The following is a 16,012-nucleotide window of genomic DNA, read 5'->3' on the forward strand; positions in this document are numbered from 1 at the left end:
CGGTCAATCTTTCCGGATCATCTCCACGTCAGGGTCTACTGGAGGTGCGTTTACTGAATGAACACGTGAGGAGTATTCGGATGGCAAGGAAGGTGTACCGGTCGGCCGCCGCTGCCGTGGCCGACATCGGCACAGGCGCGCGGATCGCGGTCGGAGGATTCGGATTGTGCGGAATCCCGGACGCACTGATCGACGCGATCAGCGAGACGGACGCCTCCGAACTCGAGGTCTTTTCCAACAACTGCGGCGTCGACGACCACGGATTGGGCATCTTGCTGTCCCTCGGCAGAATCCGCCGAGTCACCGCGTCCTACGTCGGCGAGAACAAAGAATTCGCGCGGCAGTACCTCGCAGGCGAACTCGAAGTCGAACTGACCCCCCAGGGCACCCTCGCCGAGCGACTGCGCGCCGGAGGCACCGGCATCCCCGCATTCTTCACACCCGCAGGCGTCGGAACCCCCATCGCCGACGGCGGAATGCCGTGGCGCCACGACGCCGACGGCGGCATCGCGGTGGCGTCGCCGCCGAAGGAAACCCGGGTGTTCGGGAACAAGCGCTACGTCCTCGAAGAAGCCATCGATGCGGACTACGCGCTCGTGCACGCCGAGATCGGTGACACCGAGGGCAATCTCGTGTTCGACAAGACGGCGATGAACTTCAACCCTCTGGCCGCGATGGCGGGAAGAATCACCATCGCCCAAGTGGAGACGCTCGTCGAACCCGGTGAGATCGACCCGGGCGCAGTGCATCTGCCCGGCGTGTTCGTCCAGCGCATCGTCCACACAGGACCGCAGAACAAACGCATCGAAAAGCGCACCGTCACTGCAGGAGGACAGGCATGAGCTGGACACGAGACCAGATGGCCCAACGCGCAGCAGCGGAGATGGTCGACGGTGAATACGTGAACCTCGGAATCGGCTTGCCCACACTGATACCCGCCTATCTGACCGACGACGTCACAGTGGTCCTGCACTCGGAGAACGGCATCCTCGGCACAGGCCCGTACCCGACGGAGGAGAACGTCGACGCCAACCTCATCAACGCAGGCAAGGAAACCGTGACGGTCAATCCCGGTGCCGCCTACTTCGATTCGTCGTTGTCCTTCGGCATGATCCGCGGCGGTCACATCGACACGGCCGTTCTCGGCGGCATGCAGGTCTCGCGCACCGGCGATCTCGCCAACTGGATGGTCCCCGGCAAAATGGTCAAGGGCATGGGCGGCGCCATGGACCTCGTGCACGGTGCACGCCGAGTCATCGTCGTCATGGAGCACACCGACCGCGAGGGCAACCCCAAGATCCTCGACGCCTGCACCCTGCCGCTGACCGGCCAAGGCGTCGTGAACCGCATCATCACCGACCTCGCAGTCCTCGACGTCGTCGGTGACGGGACACTTTCGCTCGTCGAGTTGGCGCCCGACGTCACGCGTACTCAGGTGGAGCACGCAACGGGAGTAGCGCTCGTCTGAATTCGTGGTAAGGTTGAACCTTCAACTTAAGTGGTCGAAGGACAGCCCATGACGTCTGTGATGAATCCGCCGGTCGCCGGCGGTGCGTTCGATGCGTTTCTCGCCGACACAGCCCCCGCGAGTCTCGGCCAGAAGCTGTGGACAGCCGCCGACGGACCGCTTCCCGCGCTGTACATCAGCCACGGTGCACCGCCGGTGTTCGACGACCCCCTGTGGATCGACCAGCTCTTCACCTGGTCACAGGCCATGCCCAAGCCCAGAGCCATCCTCATCGTCAGTGCGCACTGGGAAGAAGCGCCGCTGAGTCTGTCCGCCATCGACGCACCGCTGGTCTACGACTTCGGCGGCTTCGCGGAGCGATACTTCTCGATGACCTACGCGACGCCCGACGCCACCGCGCTGGCCGACCGAGTGGCCGCGATGATTCCGGCATCGGCGAACCTGCACAGGCATTCGTCGCGTGGACTCGACCACGGTGCGTGGGTTCCGCTGAAGGTCATGTACCCGTACGGCGACGTGCCGGTCCTCCAGCTGAGCCTGCCGACGGATTCTCCCGACGCCCTGCTGAATATCGGGCGACGGCTGAAAGCGCTTCGCGCAGAAGGTGTACTCGTCGTCGGTTCCGGATTCATGACCCACGGGTTGCCGTTCCTCTCACGCGAGAACTTCTTCACCAACACCGTTCCGACCTGGTCACGCGACTTCGATCAATGGTCCGCCGAGGCGCTGGCCCGGGGCGACGTCGACGCGCTGGCGAACTTCCGCACCCGAGCTCCAGGAATGCCGTACGCGCACCCCACCGTCGAGCACTTCACACCGCTGTTCGTCACGCTCGGGGCCGCATCGGATCCGGAAGCCCCTGTGCACACCGAGATCACGGGCTTCCAATTCGGTTTGGCGAAACGCTCCTTCGCGGTCTCCTGACGGATCGTTAGGGTGGAGGAATGTTCGTCAACTCCGCCCGAACGTTCGTCGCCGACGCCATTCGAGGGCTCGTCGCCTCCACCGCAGACATCTCCTGGCATCCCGATCCAGGCTTCCTGACCCGGGAAGAACCACTCGCAGCGGGACAGGTAGCTCTCCTGTCCGGCGGCGGTAGCGGCCACGAACCGATGCACGCCGGATTCATCGGAGCCGGAATGCTCGCCGGGGTCTGCCCGGGGCTGGTGTTCACCTCACCCAACGCACTCCAAGTGCACGAGGCATCGAAGTCCGTGAGCGTCGGAGGCGGCGTGGTGCACATCGTCAAGAACTACACCGGTGACGTCATGAACTTCTCGATCGCGCGAGAGCTGTTGCGCGAGGACAACATCGAATCCGACTACGTACTGATCGACGACGATGTCGCGACCGAGCGGGCCGATGGTGACGGGCCGGGCAGACGCGGAACCGCAGCGACGGTGATCGTGGAGAAGATCTGCGGCGCCGCGGCCGAACGCGGAGACACACTCGCCGACGTCGTGGCACTCGGACGCCGAGTCGCGGCGAATTCACGAAGTATGGCCATGGCACTTCGGGCATGCACGGCACCGGGCTCGAACGAACCCTCCTTCGACCTGCCCGACGGCGAAATCGAACTCGGCATCGGAATCCACGGCGAGCGGGGCACCTCACGCGTACCCGACATGCCCGCCCAGGACATCGTTGCTGCACTGACGCAACCGGTAATCGATTCGCTGGGCTTGGAACGCGGCGAATCCGTCATCGCCTTCGTCAACGGACTCGGGGCAACCCACCCGATGGAGCTGCACCTGCTGTACGGCGAACTGGCGGAATACCTGTCCGACAGAGGAATCGAGGTGGCGCGTCCACTCGTCGGCAGCCTGGTCACCGCCCTGAACATGGCCGGCGCATCGATCACGCTCGTCCGCGTCGACGACTCCGTTCTCGAACTTTTCGACGCCCCGACCGACGCTCCGGCATGGCCCGCTCTGGTGCGTGACACAGTGCTGGGGGAGCGTACGGGATTCGGCCCGAGCTTCGCCCCGAGCGAAAACGACTCGCCGCGAAGCGAGTGGGTGTCGGACTGGATGGCGTCGTGGGTGCAGCGAGTGCTCACCGAAGAACCCGCACTGACCGATCTCGACCGCCGCGCGGGTGACGGAGACTTCGGGACCAACATGGTGTCCGCGCTCGAACAGGTGGATCTGGCGCAGATCCGTGAAACCTATTCCGCGCAGACGATCTTCGAAGCCGTGTCCGCTGCGTACCTCGGCCATGCGGGCGGCACCTCCGGAGCACTGTTCGGTATCTGGTTCCGACAGTTCTACCTCGCACTGCACGCGGAAGACCTCGCCGCGATCACCACCGCCGCACGCAACGGACTGGAGAGAATCACCGAACTCGGGGGCGCCCGCGTCGGCGACAAGACCATGGTCGACGCCATCGCCCCAGCAGTCGACGCCCTCGACAACGCGACGGACTTGCGCACAGGTCTGACCGACGCAGCTCGCGCCGCGACCGAAGGTGCGCAGTCGACCGAGAACTTCACCGCCAACAGGGGGCGAGCGTCCTACGTCGGTGACGCCGCCCGAGGCGTCGTCGATCCGGGCGCACTGGTCATTGCGTGGTTCTTCGAAGCGGCCGCGGACGCTGTTCGGGGCTAGAGGTTGGGTGTGGCGTAACAGTTGCGCATTCCCCAGGCGGGATCCCGCCTGTCAGAGGCGCGATTGTCACACCACACCCGGGTCAGGCGAGGGATCCGACGAAGACCGCGGCGATCTGTTCGAGACCGGCCTGGTCGTCGGCATCGAAGCGGGCGAGCAGGGGACTGTCCAGGTCGAATACTCCGACGAGTGTGTCCCCGTCGTACAGCGGCACCACCAGTTCGGATCGGGTCGCACCGTCACACGCGATGTGACCGGGGAACGCGTGCACGTCTTCCACGCGCTGGGTCTGTCGCGACGACGCCGCGGTACCGCACACTCCCTTGCCGAGCGCGATCCGCACACATGCAGGCAGACCCTGGAACGGTCCGACGACCAGCTCTGTGCCGTCGAACAGATAGAACCCGACCCAGTTGACATCCGGGACGGAGTTGAAAACAAGGGCAGACAGGTTGGCGGCGTTGGCAATCCGATCCGACTCGCCGTCGACCAGTGCCCGCGCCTGCTGCGTCAGCTGTGCGTACTGCTCGGACTTCGTACCTTCGAGTGCAGTTGCGGTGAACGACATGGCCCGATTCTAGGTATCGGCGCTTCGGAGCCTCGCGCGCACCGCGAAACCGAGCGTCAGGAGGTAGAGCGACATGCCGGTCACCTGCAGCCGCTGAGCGATACCGAGGCCGTACGAGCCCGGAAGATTGTCGGCGATCATCAACCACGCTGTCGCCAGCGACGTCACGATCAACACGACGAGTCCCACCGTGCGCAGCAGCGCAAGACTGCGGTACCGGAACGCCGCAACGGTGAACGCAACCATGGCAGTGAACACCGCGAACACAACAACTGTGCTGGTCAACGCGTGAATGTGATGCAACTGAGGAAACAGCCCACTCGGTTCCACCGGGCAGGACGGATCGTTCTCCGCAACACACTCGATCGGCAACTGTGAATCGGCAATCGTCGCTGCCCCGAAAACAACCAGCGCACTCCACCCGACATTCGTCAACCGACGACGAGGCAACGTCAACCCCGCCGCACCCGCAACGATCAGCAGAACCCCGGTGACCAAATCCGCCGTGCTGAAAAAATGTCGATACGGCTGATCAGCCGCATCGAGTTCACTGAGGAACGAATGCGCAGGGTCCAATCCCGTATCGAGAAAGAACTCCGCCACCCACGCCGAATACAACACCCCCGCCAGCACCAGCAACACCGTCAGCGCAGTGATCCTCCGTCGTTCCACTCGATCGACAGTAGTTCCACGCTCACCCGCTGTGGTGGGTGCACCTTTTCCCGGACCGAACGTGGCGTTCGGTCAGTCAGACTGACCGAACGCCACGTTCGCTCCCGAAGGGGGGCGAGGATTCGAGGGCGTGCAGGACGAGTGCTGCGGCGTCGGTGACGGGTTCGTGCTCCCAGACTCGGACGACGGTCCACCCTTCGGCTTCGAGGCGCGCGTCGGTGTCGCGATCACGCGCGACGTTCGCGGCGAGTTTGTCCGCCCACCACTGGGCGTTGTTGCGCGGTTTCGTCGCATGAACGGGGCAGCTGTGCCAGAAGCAGCCATCGACGTACACGGCAACCTTTCGGCGAGGAAAAACAACGTCGGCCCGACGCCTCATACCCTTCAGAGGGGCACGGTCGACGAAATATCGCAGGCCGAGCCGGTGCAGTTCTCGTCGAAGCGCAACCTCGGGCTTGGTGTCGCGTCGCCGTTGCTTGCTCAGCCGCGCACTCGTAGCGGCATCGGTGACCGGTCTCCCCACACCCCCACGTTACGGTCTCCCCTAGCCGTCTTCGCTGTCCTCGGGCTCGGACCAGGTGGGCGCGAATTTGTTGCGGCGCTCGACTTCGCCGTGGACGACTGAGACGAAGTCGTCGAAGGACAAGGTCTGAGTGTCCGACGGCCTGCCGTTGCGAGGAGGGGATTCGTCGACGTCGAAGAACCGGACTTCACCGTCCGGGTCGTAGAGGCCGATGAAGACTTTCTCGAACAGGTCGTACCGAGTGTCCTCGGCGCCGAGGTCGACCCACATCTTGCCGGTTCCGCCGACGACAGCGCGTTTGCCGCGACCCGACCGCTTGGACAGCGTCGTGACGTGGTGCGCGAAGGAGGACTTGCCGATGTCGCTGGCCTTGGAGGCGTCACCGTCGTCGCACGTGGCGAAGGGCTCGAACATCACGGCGATCAGCACGCTGTACGGCTGGCGCTGGTGTAGGACCATGGCCTCACCGCGCAACTCGTGGTCGTTGCGGACGATGTTCTTGGTCCAGCGGCCGAACTTGCCGGTCCGGGGGCTGAAGTCCCGGAAGCTGTACGTCTTGATGGAGACGCACAGAATCAGTCCCAGCGTGGGGTCGAGCGCTTTCACGTCCAGCCGCTTGCGGCCTTTCGCGACGTCGACCTGTGCTTCCTGGCCGACGCCCATCGCGTCGGGAGTGATGTTGGGATAGTGCGGGCGCAGGGCGTCGGCGACGGTTTGCGCCAGGTGGTTCGAGAGCCGCTGCGCGTAGTTCTTCTTGTCGCTGCGATCGGCGTCCGGCGCAGGCTTGTCTCCGGCGAGAGCAAGCGGCCGGGCGAGTGCCGGTGGATCGGGGAACAGGTGGTCGCTCATGCGGCCGGGACTGCACGAGACGTCGGGCTGGGATGCCCGCCCATACGGTCGAGGTGGGACTCGACGTCGTCGAGAAATCCCGGTTGGAACCGAAGATTGCCCATCCGAGCGCGCTTGAGGAATCCGGCCGTCGCCCGAGCCGAGAGCAGCTGGGAATCGTCGAGAAAGTCGCTGAGGTTCTCGTAGGGCTCGTGCACCGGCCACGTCGAGCGGTGCACGCGGTACGCCGAGCCCTTCGCGCCCCACGCGGCGGCGGGCCAGGCTTGACCGGGGAGGATCTGAACGTCGTCGGAGTCGTCGTGGACCTGCGGGCGCTCGATCTGCGCGGCGACCCACGACGCCATCCGAACGCTCACCGCGTTGCCGACGAGCTTCCATCGGTGCCCGGCCCTGACCCCCGGCAGACCGAGCGCCGGTGCAGTCCAGTCCGGGTCGAACCCCTGCAGTCGCTCCGCGCCGACGATCCCCGGCGTGACGATCTCGCCCGACGGCAACCGAACAGCCGGGGGACTGGCGATACCGAGGGACGAGCCGCCCTTCAGCGTCGGAACGGCGTTGACTGCCCAGCCGAGCCCACGGGTGCCCTCGGTCCAGTAGAAACCGCACGGCTGCTCCGACGGGTCACCGTCGGGAAGCGGGCCTTCGTCCTGCGCGAACAGGATTTCGCGGGGGTCCTCGGTGCGGGATGCGAGCATGAGGACTCGCTGACGGCGTTGCGGAAGACCGAACGACCTGGCGTCGACGACGCGGTAGGCCCACATGTACCCGAGATCCGACAGGGCGTCGGTGATGTGACGCATCGCGGCGCCGCGGCCGAGTTGCAGCATGAAGGGAACGTTCTCGATCAACAACCATCGAGGCCCGTTTCGGCGCTTGACCAGACGGAAAACCTCGTCGACGAGCCCGGAGCGTTCCCCGGTGATGCCCGCCGTGCGCCCCGCCTGCGACAGGTCCTGGCACGGAAATCCGGCTGCGACGAGCTCGGTGCCCGACGGCAGCGCTCGGAGCTTGGTGACATCACGGTGAAGCGGCACATCGGGAAAGTGAGCAGCGAGAACCGCGCCGGCGCCGGGGTCGATTTCGCACAGCAATTCCGTCGACCAGCCCTGCTCCGAGAGCCCCAACTCGAGCCCGCCGATCCCGGCGAACAGCCCGACCATCGATCGCGAACCCACGTGCACCCTTCTCTCCCGTAACCGAAACTCGTGGAGAACGTTACTCGAGAAGTACGACAGGTTTTCGCAGGCGCACGGTAGCAGGGCCGAGGCGTGCTTGACCTGAACAATGGTTCAGGTTCGACGATGGAATTCAGCAGTCGAAAAATCGGTTGGTCGAAGTGCTGTCGCGATGAAACCATTCACGCACGGCCGAGTAGGGAGAGCAAACGTGTCGACGGGTGTACTGGAAACGCAGGAGACGACGGCTGCAGTGCCGAACCTTCGGCAGGACGCACCCAGTTCGCTGGCGAGGTTCGTACCGTTTCTGGCCCCGTACAGGTGGTACTTCATCGGGTCGATCGCTGCGTCCATCGTCGCCACGCTGACGGGTCTGGTGATTCCGCTGGTGCTGCAGGGCGTCATCGACGGCCCCATCACCGACGGCAATTTCGCCGGTGTGTGGTGGCCGGCGGCGTTGGTGCTGTTGCTGGGCACGATCGATGCCGTGGGTATCTGGATCCGGCGCTACTTGGTGTCCGGGCCGTCGAGTCAGTTCGAGATATCGGCCAGAGCAACGGTTTTCGAGAAGTTGCAGCGGTTGTCGGTATCCGCTCACGAGGGCTGGGAATCGGGTCAGCTGCTTTCCCGCGCCATCGCCGACCTGTCCTCGCTGCGACGGTTCGTCGCGTTCGTCGGGCCGTTCATCATCATCAACAGCGTCACGTTGGTGGTCGGCCTCGGAGTGCTGTTTCTCCAGTCCTGGCAGCTCGGGCTGATCATGTTGGTCACGTCCGTTCCGCTGGTCGTGATCTGCACCAGGTTCGAGACGCTGTACCGGGTCGTCGCCCGCGATGCGCAGGATCAGGCAGGCGACGTGACCACCACCGTCGAGGAGTCCATCCAGGGCATCCGGGTGCTGAAGGCGTTCGGCCGCAGCGCCCACCTCGGGCGTCGCTTCCTGCGAGAAGCCGCGACGTTGCGTGGGACGGAGATGAAAAAGGTTCGCTACCTTGCCGTTCTGTGGTCCTTGATCGTCGGGATTCCACCGCTCGGGATCGGTGCGATGCTGGCGTTCGGCGCGTATTCGATCGTCCAGGGGACGATGACGGCGGGCATGCTCGTCGCGGCCATGGCAATCGTCGCGTTCCTGCTCTGGCCGATCGAGGCATTCGGGTTCCTGCTGGCCGAGCTGAACAACGCGCGCACTGCCGCGGACAGGTACTGGGAAATCATGGATACGGCGGAGACCATCACCGAACCCGACGACCCGGTCACCCTCCCGCAGGACACGCGCGGTGTCCTCGAGTTCCGCGGCGTCGGATTCGCGTTCCCCGACTCCGACGCAGCGCTGTTCACCGACGTCGACTTCCGGATCGATCCGGGTGAGACGGTTGCCCTCGTCGGCGTCACCGGTAGCGGCAAGACCGCGCTGACCAATCTGGTTCCCCGGTTGTTCGACGTCACCTCGGGTTCCATCACCGTCGACGGCATCGACATCAGAACCATGTCGCTCGCGGATCTTCGGTCGGTGGTGTCGGTCGCGTTCGAGGACCCGGTGCTGTTCTCGGCAAGTGTCCGCGAGAACGTCGCGTTGGGTCGACCCGATGCGACCGACGCGGACGTCGACGAGGCTCTCGGCGTCGCGCACGCACGCGAGTTCGTCGACGCACTGCCGTGGGGACTCGACACCCGGATCGGTGAGCAGGGAATGAGCCTGTCCGGCGGACAGCGTCAGCGACTCGCGCTGGCCAGAGCCGTTCTCGGCAAGCCTCGAATCCTCGTGCTCGACGACCCGCTGTCCGCGCTGGATGTGGGCACCGAGGCCCTCGTGCAACGCGATCTACGACGCGTACTGACGCACTCGACGACTCTGCTCGTCGCGCACAGGCCGTCGACTGCCGCACTCGCAGACCGAGTGCTCTACCTGGAGAACGGAACAATCGTGGAGCAGGGTACGCACGAGCGTCTGTTGGCGACGTCGACGCGGTACCGCCACGTGATGGGGTCCCTCGATGACTGACGAGAACGAGAACGATCAGAGCCCGCACGACGACACGGTCGATTGGCGCGGAGTGGCGAACGAGGAATCCGACATCGACCGCACCGGCAACTCGATTCTCGCCGGCCGATCGAGGCAGTTGTTGGCGTCGCTGGTGAGGCCGTACCGGAAGCAGGCGTTGCTGGCGCTCGCGATCATCGTCGTCGACAACATCGCGTTCGTCGCCGGTCCGTTGTTCATCGCGTACGCGTTGGACCACGGAGTGTCGGCTGCGATCGAGGGTAGGTGGGCGCCGCTGGCGTGGACCGTCTTCGGCTACATCGCATTCGGCATCCTCGGAACGATCACCACGTACACGTTCCTGATGGTGTCCGGACGGCTGAGCCAGGCAATTCTGTTCGACCTTCGCGGCCGTGTGTTCGATCATGCCCAGCGGTTGAGCTTGTCCTTCCACGAGCGTTACACGTCGGGCAAGCTCATCTCGCGGCTGACGAGCGACGTCGAGTCGCTGCAGACGCTGCTCGAAAGTGCCCTGAACGATGCATTGTCCGCGGTGCTGTCCATCGTCAGTATCGCGATCATCCTGGTGTATCTCGATGTGCCGCTTGCGTTGGTGGTGCTCGCGGGGTTCGTGCCGCTGGTGTTGATCACTCGGTGGTCGCAGCGTAGGCAGCGCACCGGTTACCGGCGGACGCGAGTGGCGATCGCGAAGGTCGTCGTCCACTTCGTCGAGTCGATGGGCGGTATTCGCGCAGTTCAGGTCTTCCGGCGTGAGAGAAGAAACAACACGATCCTGAACACCGAGGACACCGAATACCGCGACGCGACGACGGCTGCCCTGCGGGGAATGGCCACCTACACCGGCGCCGTCCGATGGATCGGAAACGTCACTCTCGCGATCATCCTCGTGTTCGGCAGCTACCGAGTGATCAACGGACACTTGGACATCGGAGTGCTCGCCGCGTACGTACTGTATCTGCGTCGGTTCTACGGCCCGCTCGACGAACTCGCCATGGTCTTCAACGCCTACCAGTCGGCAGCGGCCGCGCTGGAGAAGATCTCGGGTGTGCTGGAAGAAGAACCGTCGGTGCACGCGCCGACGGATCCGGTCGAATTGCACAGTGCGCGAGGGGACATCGAATTCGACGCGGTCCGCTTCGCCTACACCGGCGACCGCGTCGTGCTACCGGAATTCTCGCTGCACATCCCGGCCGGGCAGGTCGTCGCGATGGTCGGTGCCACCGGCGCCGGAAAGTCCACGCTCGCCAAGCTGCTCGCGCGGTTCTACGACCCGACGCAGGGAACGGTCCGTCTCGACGGCGTCGACCTCCGAGAACTGGGCGACGAGAACATGCGTCGACACATCGTGATGGTCACGCAGGAGTCGTTCCTGTTCTCCGGATCGGTCGCGGACAACATCCGCCTCGGCAAACCGTCGGCGACGGACGACGAGGTGGCGGCCGCAGCCGACGCCGTCGGGCTCACGGAATTCATCTCCACGTTGCCGGACGGAATCGACACCGACGTCCGCAAACGCGGTGGACGGCTTTCCTCCGGTCAACGTCAACTCGTCGCGTTCGCGCGGGTGTTCCTGGCGGCGCCCGCGGTGATCGTGCTCGACGAGGCCACCTCCAGCCTCGACATCCCCAGCGAGCGGCTGGTCCAGCGCGCGCTGGAGACGATTCTGCAGGGCCGTACGGCGCTGATCATCGCGCACCGGCTTTCCACCGTCGCCATCGCCGACAGGGTGCTGGTGATGGAGAACGGGCGGATCGTCGAGGACGGTACGCCGTCGGAACTCATCGAGGAGAAGGGGCGATTCGCCGACCTGCACGAGCTCGCGGTGGCGTCGACCTGAGTGTCGTCACCAGGGTGCGATGGGCGGCTTGACCCACATGATCTTCTCGTCGGCGTGCTTCGGGGAGGCCGACGGGTGACTCGAATTCGACGCCGCCCACTCGTTCTTGCGGTCGAGGAGTTCCGCGGTCATCGTCCACGTCTCCAGCGTGCTCGGGGGAGTGATGTCCGCGGCCCTCGCGAGCTTGCGTCGGGCGGCGTCGGTCATCGCGAGCAGTTCGCTGCCGTCGATACCGCGCTCCCAGATGTAGCGCGCCAACGCCGTTGCCTTGTCCTGTCGCGATTTCGCGGCCTGTTCGGAGTGCGCGAAGTCGAAGCCACCTCCAGTCATGTCGATCACAATAATGCGCCTCGAGAACGAAAAATCACCACAGCTTGTTCCGATGGCCCCCCTGTCGCTTAACGTAGTCGGGTGACCACTCCAACTTCGGGTGCAGAAGCCGCCCCTTCCGTGACCACTTCGACCTGGCCGGCGATTCTGACCTGGCGAGCACACGACGTACCCCGCATGGAGTCGGTCCGCGTCCAGCTGAACGGAAACCGAATCAAGGCGTCGGGCCGCATCATCGGCGGTGCCTGCGACGAACATCCGGCGTTCAGTGCGTCGTACGACCTGGTGACCGACGAGAACGGCATCACCCGCAGGCTTTCCCTGCGCACCGCGGTCGCCGGCGGCGAGAAGCAGGCATCGGTCAGCCGCGACAACGAGGGCTACTGGATGATCGAGGGGTCCCACGCGTCGCAGCGTTCCACCTACAACGGTGCGCTCGACGTCGACGTGGTCCTGAGCCCGTTCTTCAACACCCTGCCGATCCGCAGGCTCGGTCTGCACACCGACTCGTCGGACATCGTCGTACCGGTCGTGTACGTCAACCTTCTGGACCTGAGCATCCAGGAAGCAGGCCTGACCTACAGCAGCGGCGCCGACGGCATTCACGTGCTGTCGCCGGTGTCCAGTTCGTCGGTGACCGTGGACGCCGACGGCTTCGTTCTCGACTACCCGGGGCTTGCCGAACGGATCTGACGCACGACGCCGCCCCGTCGGCCGGCTGCCCGGAATTCTTCGATCCAGTTCTCGTCGCCCGGCTCGATGCCGGTGATGTCGAAACGTTCGTGCTGCTCGTACTGTCCGCGCGCGGCATGGCCGGCGGTGACCAGCGTGCGGGTCGACCCTTCGTCGACGAGTTCCCTACGGGCTGCAGTCAGCAGGTCCAGAGCCGCATCGAGCGCGTCGGTGAGGGCGACGGCGTTGCCTTCGCACATGGCCCGAACCAGATCGGGCGCCGACGACGCCACTCGCGTCCCGTCTCGGAACGAGCCGGCGGCCAACCCCAGCGCGAGAGGGTTGGCTGCCCCGACCTGGGCCAATGCCTCGGCCAGCAGGTGAGGCAGGTGCGAGATGCGTGCGACGGCGCGATCGTGTTCCACGCTCTCGACCGGGATCACGACGGATCCGCAGTCCACGGCGAGCGACGCGACCTGACGCCACACATCGGGATCGGCCCCGTCGTCGACGCCGACGACCCACACCGCGTCCTGGAAGAGGTCGGGATCGGCCGCCGCCCAGCCGGATCGATTCGTTCCCGCCATCGGGTGCCCGCCCACGTAACGCGACGACAGCCCGCGACGCGCGACCGCCGCGGCGACCTCTGCTTTGACGCTGACGACGTCGGTGATCGGGTTGTTCGGGGCGTGCTCGGCAATGGCGGCGAGAATGCCGTCGACGGCGGGCATCGGCACCCCGACGACGATCAATGCGCCGGTCTCCGCCGCCCGGGTGAGTGCTGCCGTCAGGTCGGTGCCGGTGTCGAACCCGGCGTCGGCCGAGCCGGCGATGGCGTCGGCGGAACGGTTGTATCCCCATGCGGTTCGTCCCGCACGAACAGCAGCCTGCAGGACCGATCCGCCGATCAGCCCGAGCCCGAGTACACAGACATCAGTGTTGGTCACGGCACCCAGTTTCACAGGTGGACACGGTGGACTTCATTTCGAGGCGGTAAGGCGACTACCGTTGCGCGCATGGCTGCACAGCGCGGGAGTAACAACTCCGCCAAGGCGAAGAAGTTCGACGGTCCGAGCAAGGAGACATTCGACGACCTCGAAGGGTTCGGCGTTGCCGTCGTCCGCGAGGACGGCAAGTGGCGCGTGACCCCGTTGACCACGGCTGCGTTGTCCTCCCTGTCGACAGCTGAGACCGAACTGCGGGAAATGCGCAGTTCCGGGGCGGTCTTCGGACTCCTGGACGTCGACGACGAATGCTTCGTGGTGCTGCGGCCCGCACCGTCGGGCACCCGTCTTCTTCTGTCCGACGCCAGTCTTGCAGGCGAGTACGACATCGCCGCCGACGTTCTCGACGAACTCAATATCGAGATTCCCGACTTCGACCCGGACGAACTCGACGACATCGAACCGTGGCCCGAAGGCGACATGGGCCTGTTGTCGGATCTGGGGCTGCCGGAGGCCGTCATGGGCATCATCGTCGCCGAGACCGACCTGTACCCGGACGAGCAGCTCGGCTCCATCGCAGGCCGCCTCGGATTCGCCGACGAGTTGTCCGCTGTGCTGGACAAGCTGCCTCGGTGACCGACGAGGACCTCGTTCGCGCAGCGCTCACCGCTGCGCAGGGAGCGTCCGACCTCGACGTACCCGTCGGTGCCGTCGTGTACGACGCCGACGGGCGAGAGCTGGCCCGCGCGGCCAACGCCCGTGAAGCGACCGGCGATCCAACGGCGCACGCCGAAGTTCTTGCACTCCGCGCCGCAGCGTCGCTTCACGGCGACGGTTGGCGACTCGAAGGCTGCACGCTGGCCGTCACGCTCGAGCCGTGCACGATGTGTGCGGGAGCTCTGGTGCTCGCACGGGTCTCGCGCGTCGTGTTCGGAGCATGGGAACCGAAGACGGGCGCCGTCGGCTCGCTGTGGGACGTCGTGCGGGACCAGCGGCTGGCCCACCGCCCCGAAGTCCGTGGCGGCATCCTGGAGAACGAATGCGGCGACGTCCTACGCCGGTTCTTCGACGCCAGACGCTTATGAAACTCTCATGTTTGTGGCCTCTACCTGTGGGTAAACCGTCGTCGAGGAACGCGGAACACGCGTTCTGAACGACGCATCCTCAGGAGGCAAAAATGGGACTCGACGACAAGATCGGTAACAAGGCCGAGGATCTGGGCGGCAAGGCCAAGGAAGCCACCGGCGCAGCCACCGGCAACGAAGAGCTCCGCCAGGAAGGCAAAGGCGATCAGCTCTCGTCCGCAGTCAAGGACGGCGCCGAGAAGGTCAAGGACGCAGCCTCCAACATCAAGGACAAGCTCACCGGAAACTGATCCGGCCGCTTGACCAGGCGATTTAGCCACAGGCCGCTACTGCGGTATTGTTCTCCGCGGTGGCGTGTCCGAGCGGCCTAAGGAGCACGCCTCGAAAGCGTGTGACGGGTAACCCCCGTCCGAGGGTTCAAATCCCTCCGCCACCGCCAAATCTCCCCACCTGCATCACGCAGGTGGGGAGATTTTTTGTGTCACTGTCTCGCGTCGATCTACACAACAAACCACTCGGTTGATTAGGGTACCCTGCCCTCATGAGCAGAGGCGTTGAAGGCATCATCATGAAGGCGTACAAGACGGACGACTACAAGTTGACCGTCACGTCCAGGGAACACGTCACCGACAAGTACGTTCGCGTCGGCTTCGACGGCGGCGGATTGCTGAAGAACCACCCGGTCCACCCGACGCAATGGGTCCGCCTGTGGATCGACGACGGCACCGGCAAGGAACGCCAGCGTGGGTACACGCTGACGCAGCAGGACCCCGCAACGGACACATTCGTCATCGAATTCGCCGTCCATTACGGCCCCGCGTCGAAGTGGGCCGAAACCGCCGAAGCCGGTGACGTCCTCGAAGCCACCCTGATGCGCGGAAACAACGGTTCCAGCTTCGAGATCCCCGAGCCTGCGCCGTCCGAGTTCTTGCTGTTCGGCGACACCGCATCGCTCCCGGCGATCAACACCATCCTCGACACCCTCGGCGACACTCCGGCGAAGGTATGGCTCGAATGGCAGTACGAATCCGACCCGACCCTCCCCGTCCACGCAGGACCCAACACCGAAGTGACCTGGCTCCAGCGCGTCGACGACGGTCGTCTCCTGCGCGAGCAAGCAGAAGCTCTCACCCCAGCGGCCGACGCCTTCGCCTGGGTCGCATGCGACGGCCGAACCACGCGCTCGATCGTCAAGACCTTCAAAACCGTCCACGGCTTCGCGAAGGACCGCATCAAGTCACAGGCGTACTGGAAGTAGGGCCGGCCCTCCGTTCCGGGGTC

Annotated in this window: 18 protein-coding genes and 1 tRNA gene; 12 read left to right on the forward strand and 7 right to left on the reverse strand. The window is 65.1% G+C overall.

Annotation, left to right across the window (positions count from 1 at the left end):
- Positions 1–80 precede the first annotated feature (80 nt).
- The 4 genes from CH289_RS11080 to CH289_RS11095 are packed head-to-tail and all read left to right on the forward strand — an operon-like array spanning position 81 to position 4,074.
- Positions 81–842: a CoA transferase subunit A gene (locus CH289_RS11080; RefSeq protein ID WP_179276791.1), complete on the forward strand. Its 762-nt coding sequence runs from the start codon at positions 81–83 to the stop codon at positions 840–842.
- A complete protein-coding gene (locus tag CH289_RS11085) occupies positions 839–1,468 on the forward strand; it encodes a 3-oxoacid CoA-transferase subunit B (RefSeq protein ID WP_019662827.1) in 630 nt (209 codons plus the stop codon). Before CH289_RS11080 ends, CH289_RS11085 begins: the two co-directional genes overlap by 4 nt.
- Positions 1,469–1,516: 48 nt before the next feature.
- On the forward strand, positions 1,517–2,392 hold the full coding sequence (locus tag CH289_RS11090; RefSeq protein WP_037143135.1) for a dioxygenase family protein: 876 nt from the start codon (positions 1,517–1,519) through the stop codon (positions 2,390–2,392).
- 20 nt (positions 2,393–2,412) lie between these two features.
- Positions 2,413–4,074, forward strand: a complete 1,662-nt coding sequence (locus tag CH289_RS11095; protein ID WP_094727913.1) for a dihydroxyacetone kinase family protein — start codon at positions 2,413–2,415, stop codon at positions 4,072–4,074.
- An 82-nt stretch (positions 4,075–4,156) separates the two neighbouring features.
- Here CH289_RS11095 and CH289_RS11100 read toward each other — a convergent pair whose 3' ends face one another.
- The 5 genes from CH289_RS11100 to CH289_RS11120 form a co-directional block, all read right to left on the reverse strand.
- Positions 4,157–4,642, reverse strand: coding sequence for a GAF domain-containing protein (locus tag CH289_RS11100; protein WP_020111063.1), 486 nt, complete (start codon positions 4,640–4,642; stop codon positions 4,157–4,159).
- Between the two features lie 9 nt (positions 4,643–4,651).
- Positions 4,652–5,314: a DUF998 domain-containing protein gene (locus tag CH289_RS11105; protein WP_020111062.1), complete on the reverse strand. Its 663-nt coding sequence runs from the start codon at positions 5,312–5,314 to the stop codon at positions 4,652–4,654.
- 76 nt (positions 5,315–5,390) lie between these two features.
- Positions 5,391–5,837, reverse strand: coding sequence for a very short patch repair endonuclease (locus CH289_RS11110; protein WP_020111061.1), 447 nt, complete (start codon positions 5,835–5,837; stop codon positions 5,391–5,393).
- 21 nt (positions 5,838–5,858) lie between these two features.
- Positions 5,859–6,686: a hypothetical protein gene (locus CH289_RS11115; RefSeq protein ID WP_019662833.1), complete on the reverse strand. Its 828-nt coding sequence runs from the start codon at positions 6,684–6,686 to the stop codon at positions 5,859–5,861.
- The gene (locus tag CH289_RS11120; protein ID WP_051127737.1) at positions 6,683–7,846 is read right to left on the reverse strand and encodes a DNA cytosine methyltransferase; all 1,164 of its coding nucleotides are present in this window, start codon (positions 7,844–7,846) and stop codon (positions 6,683–6,685) included. The genes CH289_RS11115 and CH289_RS11120 overlap by 4 nt, the downstream gene beginning before the upstream one ends.
- Before the next feature lie 226 nt (positions 7,847–8,072).
- Between CH289_RS11120 and CH289_RS11125 the strand changes: the two genes are divergently transcribed.
- Both CH289_RS11125 and CH289_RS11130 read left to right on the forward strand, forming a co-directional pair.
- Entirely contained in the window at positions 8,073–9,863 is a 1,791-nt protein-coding gene (locus CH289_RS11125; protein ID WP_094727914.1) for an ABC transporter ATP-binding protein, read from the forward strand.
- Positions 9,856–11,700, forward strand: coding sequence for an ABC transporter ATP-binding protein (locus tag CH289_RS11130; RefSeq protein ID WP_020111057.1), 1,845 nt, complete (start codon positions 9,856–9,858; stop codon positions 11,698–11,700). Before CH289_RS11125 ends, CH289_RS11130 begins: the two co-directional genes overlap by 8 nt.
- 6 nt (positions 11,701–11,706) lie before the next feature.
- Here the strand turns inward: CH289_RS11130 and CH289_RS11135 are convergent, their stop codons facing one another.
- Complete coding sequence (locus CH289_RS11135; RefSeq protein WP_027498681.1) at positions 11,707–12,030, reverse strand: hypothetical protein; 324 nt, start codon at positions 12,028–12,030, stop codon at positions 11,707–11,709.
- A gap of 177 nt (positions 12,031–12,207) precedes the next feature.
- Between CH289_RS11135 and CH289_RS11140 the strand changes: the two genes are divergently transcribed.
- Positions 12,208–12,723, forward strand: a complete 516-nt coding sequence (locus CH289_RS11140; RefSeq protein ID WP_037143148.1) for a putative glycolipid-binding domain-containing protein — start codon at positions 12,208–12,210, stop codon at positions 12,721–12,723.
- Here CH289_RS11140 and CH289_RS11145 read toward each other — a convergent pair.
- Complete coding sequence (locus tag CH289_RS11145; protein ID WP_019662839.1) at positions 12,696–13,664, reverse strand: prephenate dehydrogenase; 969 nt, start codon at positions 13,662–13,664, stop codon at positions 12,696–12,698. The two genes, CH289_RS11140 and CH289_RS11145, sit on opposite strands and share 28 nt — an antisense overlap.
- A gap of 54 nt (positions 13,665–13,718) precedes the next feature.
- Between CH289_RS11145 and CH289_RS11150 the strand changes: the two genes are divergently transcribed.
- The 5 genes from CH289_RS11150 to CH289_RS11170 all read left to right on the forward strand — a co-directional run bounded on the left by CH289_RS11150 (position 13,719) and on the right by CH289_RS11170 (position 15,989).
- The gene (locus tag CH289_RS11150; protein WP_019662840.1) at positions 13,719–14,282 is read left to right on the forward strand and encodes a tRNA adenosine deaminase-associated protein; all 564 of its coding nucleotides are present in this window, start codon (positions 13,719–13,721) and stop codon (positions 14,280–14,282) included.
- Complete coding sequence (locus tag CH289_RS11155; RefSeq protein WP_019662841.1) at positions 14,279–14,731, forward strand: nucleoside deaminase; 453 nt, start codon at positions 14,279–14,281, stop codon at positions 14,729–14,731. The genes CH289_RS11150 and CH289_RS11155 overlap by 4 nt, the downstream gene beginning before the upstream one ends.
- 92 nt (positions 14,732–14,823) lie before the next feature.
- Positions 14,824–15,021 carry a CsbD family protein gene (locus CH289_RS11160; protein ID WP_019662842.1) on the forward strand — a complete coding sequence of 66 codons (198 nt, stop codon included), beginning with the start codon at positions 14,824–14,826 and terminating at the stop codon, positions 15,019–15,021.
- 58 nt (positions 15,022–15,079) lie between these two features.
- Positions 15,080–15,170: transfer RNA gene (locus CH289_RS11165), tRNA-Ser, on the forward strand.
- A gap of 102 nt (positions 15,171–15,272) precedes the next feature.
- Positions 15,273–15,989 (forward strand): siderophore-interacting protein, encoded by a 717-nt coding sequence (locus CH289_RS11170; protein ID WP_020111054.1) that lies wholly within the window; start codon positions 15,273–15,275, stop codon positions 15,987–15,989.
- Positions 15,990–16,012: the final 23 nt, after the last annotated feature.

The organism is Rhodococcus sp. RS1C4 (assembly GCF_002258225.1).
Taxonomy (GTDB): domain Bacteria; phylum Actinomycetota; class Actinomycetes; order Mycobacteriales; family Mycobacteriaceae; genus Rhodococcoides; species Rhodococcoides fascians_E.